This window comes from Flavobacterium bernardetii (assembly GCF_011305415.1).
GTDB classification, from domain to species: Bacteria; Bacteroidota; Bacteroidia; order Flavobacteriales; family Flavobacteriaceae; genus Flavobacterium; species Flavobacterium bernardetii.
This window is the reverse complement of sequence record NZ_JAANOQ010000022.1, coordinates 1-3,683: the sequence shown is the minus strand read 5'-3', so window position 1 is coordinate 3,683 and position 3,683 is coordinate 1. Positions and strand designations below refer to the sequence as shown.

The following is a 3,683-nucleotide window of genomic DNA, read 5'->3' as shown; positions in this document are numbered from 1 at the left end:
TCGAGTTTAAAACAAAATAGGAGCGAAGCGTTTTCTGAAAATAGATGTTGAAATATTAGAAATTGTTCTTGTGTTTTCGATTCTAAACGACTGGTATATAACGTCCCGGCGCTTGGCGAGGTTGCGAAGTTCGGAACCGATTATTTTCTATCAAAGATAAAATTTCTTGCGAAATGTAAACGTGTATTTACTACAAAATTCGCAATCTTGCCAAACGCCTGTTGGTGGCTGGCTTTTATTTTCCTGTAAAAAAGTCTTTTCCTTTTTGTGTTAACATATATTTATAAGGTTTTCCTTCCTCTTTTTCTCTTTTAATGAGTTCGTGCTTTTCGTCTAGTTTTTTTGCCCTCCAACCAATTAATTGTCCCGAATAATCAACTTCTTGTGCAATTTCTTTTGCGTATAATTCAGTTTCAGAATGTTGAAGTTCTTGTAATATTTTAACTTCGGGCATTGGCAACATTTTACTTTGATCGATTTTATTAATTATTTCAGTAATATCATCTGCCAAAGTTTCAATTATAACATCCGAATTACAACTGTTACATCTATAATTATTGAACTCTAAAAATTTTAAATCTTGTATGTCAAATTGTTTTTTGCAATCAATGTTAGAACAAATTATCCTTTTAGCATCTGCTAAAAATTCTGTTATTATTTTATTGTAACTAAATGGTCTTTCTATAAAATAGGTTCTAAAAGGCCTTCCTTTTGGTTTTCCCCAAATAATATTTTCTTTTACACAAAGACCATAATTTAAAGAGTAAATAGAAACTGGTGTTCCGTCTTTATCACTCAAATCATTATACTTACTTATAAAGAAATTTAACTCTAAAGTTTTAAGAAAATCTTCGTATCTCGGGTCAAAATGAAAATGGCTACTATATGGCTCTTTTGATAAATACACTGAACCCTTAAGATCATTAGAAATAATTTTTCTTTTAATATCTTTAGATTTATTCACAAAAAGTTGTAAAAGATTTTTTAATTGAAGTGCCGAAATTTTTTCATCAAGAGAAATAAGTGAGTGTGTTGTAGTTTCAAAAAATGAAGAAATTTTTTCTTCATAATATTTTTTTGAAGCATTTTCAATATCTGTTTTATTTATCTTGTTATTATATATAATTCTACTTTGGTAGCAAAATGACAAGATATAACCTAAAATTCTAGGTACATTCATAGATGCATTAAAAAGAATTTCATAATAATCCTCCATTGAATTTCTCGATGTATCAAAATAATTTTCGATTTCACTTCCAACAAAAATTTCAATTCTTTTTTCTAGAATTTTTTTTGTAAATCCGACAGCATTTGATTCCATTTTGTCTCTGTCAAATTCTGAGTATAGATTGTAAAAATCCAAATTAATTGTATCAACTTTACCTGGGTCAATTTTTCCATAATAAATTCGATTTGGATATGCTGCAACTTTAAACTTAATAAACTCATCTGACCAATTATTGAGTGGTGCTAAAATAACATCTACAAAAGTAACTATTGAATCGTCCTCAATTTCTGAAAAATCATCTAAAAGAATATAAAGGTGTCGTATTTTTAAAATTGATAATGCCTCTTTAATACCAACAATTATTTCTTTAATTTGGAAAACTTTTAAGAAAACATTTGAAAAATTTTGTTCATTTTCATTAGTATTATTATTTGTTTTCTTCCATTCAATTCCCGAATCAGTTTTTACACTGCCGTTTATACCTTCTTTATCAATTCCACCACTAATTTCAAGTCCTTTTAATGAAATATTTCTTTCTTTAGAATTTTCTGAAGATTCTTTTTGTCCAATTTTTATTGTTTGTAAAATTGGTATTTCAATTTTCTCTAAATATTTATTATCTTCTAAATTATTTTTTAATTCTGCTAGTTTTTCTTTAACTGATTCGACTTGTGTTACTCCGATTAGTTCTAATAATTTATCTATTTTAGAATCAAATTTTTTACTTACTTCACCTATAATTGCAGATAAAATACTTTGAATAAAAGACCTTTCAATTAAATATTTTTCTATAATTTCTGCTGACAAAAGTTTTTCAATTTCATTTATTCTAGCTAATCTTGTTTGTGAAGCTTCATAAATAGTTTTTACATCTAAATAGCAAGGTAGATAACCTTTTTTCTCACGAAGTTCTTGTTCAAGCCTTAAAAATATAGTCGATTTTCCTGTACCTTTTCTTCCTATTAGAAATGTTGTATTTTCTTTTAAACTTTTTTGAAGAATAAAATCATTAGGAAGTAAGTCGGTGTATAATTCCTTTAATAAATTTCTGCCTTTTTCATCTATTAAGTCAGCTCTTCTATACTTTTTTAATGATTCAACAGCTTCAAAAAAGCCATTCATTTCTTTTTGACTATATTCCATATTTAGAATGTTTTGTGTTACGATATGCGGTTTCTCGGTAAGCTTGCCACCAACGTTCCGGCGCTTGGCGAGGTTGCGAACTTCGGAACCGATTAATTTCTATCAAAGATAAAATTTCTTGCGAGAAATAAACGTGTATTTACTACAAAATTCGCAATCTTGCCAAACGCCTGTTAGCAGTAGTATCATTTGAATTTTTCTTTAACTTTAAACAAATACGCAAACTGATTTCCTTCGCTTTTTAATTCAGTTTCCATAAGTGAAATTTTATTCTCTTTAAACTTAAAAAATAAATCAGACACGTTGCGAAGTTTGAGTTTAGCAACATTCTCGATTAATTCAGCGCTAGTTTGTATAGTTGTTTGAAAAACACTATTGCTAGTTTTTAACTTGTGCAATTTGATAGCTTGTTCATATTTATTTCTCAAGTAACGATATTCTTCTTCAATTTCGCCAATATTTTTTTGAGTTTTTGAAATATTGCTAATCCAATTTCTTAACCCCCAAATTGAGTTATAGGTTTCAGGGTCATTTTTAAAATTAAATATTTCTTCCCATGGTAATTTTTCTACATTCAAAATTGGAAAATCATTTAAAATTAAATGAAAAGTATCCTGTTTTTTATCAGTAATTCCATCAATATTATAAATAGAATTTTCACAAGGAATTGCCAAAAATTTAGACTCATCATATTGAGTTGAAAGTATACGGACTTTCAAATCATGACACATATCACTTAACATAAATAAGTCATATAGACTTTTATTTTTAGCATCATTTAATTTTGATTCAATAATAGGTCTAATTTGAGAATAAACATCAGTATTAATAATAGGCTTTTTAATGTTGTTGTAATCAAATATTAATTTTCCTTCATTAATTAAATATTGAATATTTGAATTTCTAAAATCTATTTCGTCGGTTTTATTTTTATCATAGTAATTGTCAAAATCACCGAAATTCTTTTTGACTTGACTATTCATTTCCAATAAACCATTATAAATAATAAAGTCATTCAAAGGAATTAAACCTTTTTGTTCTATAAGGGCTTCAGTACTTTCGAAAGATTTTTGTTCAAAAACTTCCTTCCATTCAGATAATCCTACAACGAATATTTTATCAAAAATCAAAAAATCTCGTTTGAGGTCATTGATTTCCAAATGATTAAAACTTCTAATTCCTATGAGTTCGTTCATGTCGATTTTGATGTCGATGTTAGTGTAGATATTGCTGCTAACGTTCCGCGGCTTGCTGAAGTGGCGACTTCGTAACCGCTTATTTTCTTTCAAATATAATATTTCTTGCGAGAAAT

Annotated in this window: 2 protein-coding genes; both read right to left on the bottom strand. The window is 27.6% G+C overall.

Features of this window, described 5'->3' with window-relative positions; translation table 11 throughout:
- Positions 1-235 precede the first annotated feature (235 nt).
- Positions 236-2,371: a helix-turn-helix domain-containing protein gene (locus G6N05_RS15360; RefSeq protein ID WP_166131821.1), complete on the bottom strand. Its 2,136-nt coding sequence runs from the start codon at positions 2,369-2,371 to the stop codon at positions 236-238.
- 185 nt (positions 2,372-2,556) lie between these two features.
- Positions 2,557-3,660 carry a hypothetical protein gene (locus tag G6N05_RS15355; RefSeq protein WP_166131818.1) on the bottom strand — a complete coding sequence of 368 codons (1,104 nt, stop codon included), beginning with the start codon at positions 3,658-3,660 and terminating at the stop codon, positions 2,557-2,559.
- Positions 3,661-3,683: the final 23 nt, after the last annotated feature.

Excerpts from the sequence above, each read along its gene's own strand:
- G6N05_RS15360 (WP_166131821.1), bottom strand. The coding sequence starts at position 2,371 with ATGGAATATAGTCAAAAAGAAATGAATGGCTTTTTTGAAGCTGTTGAA.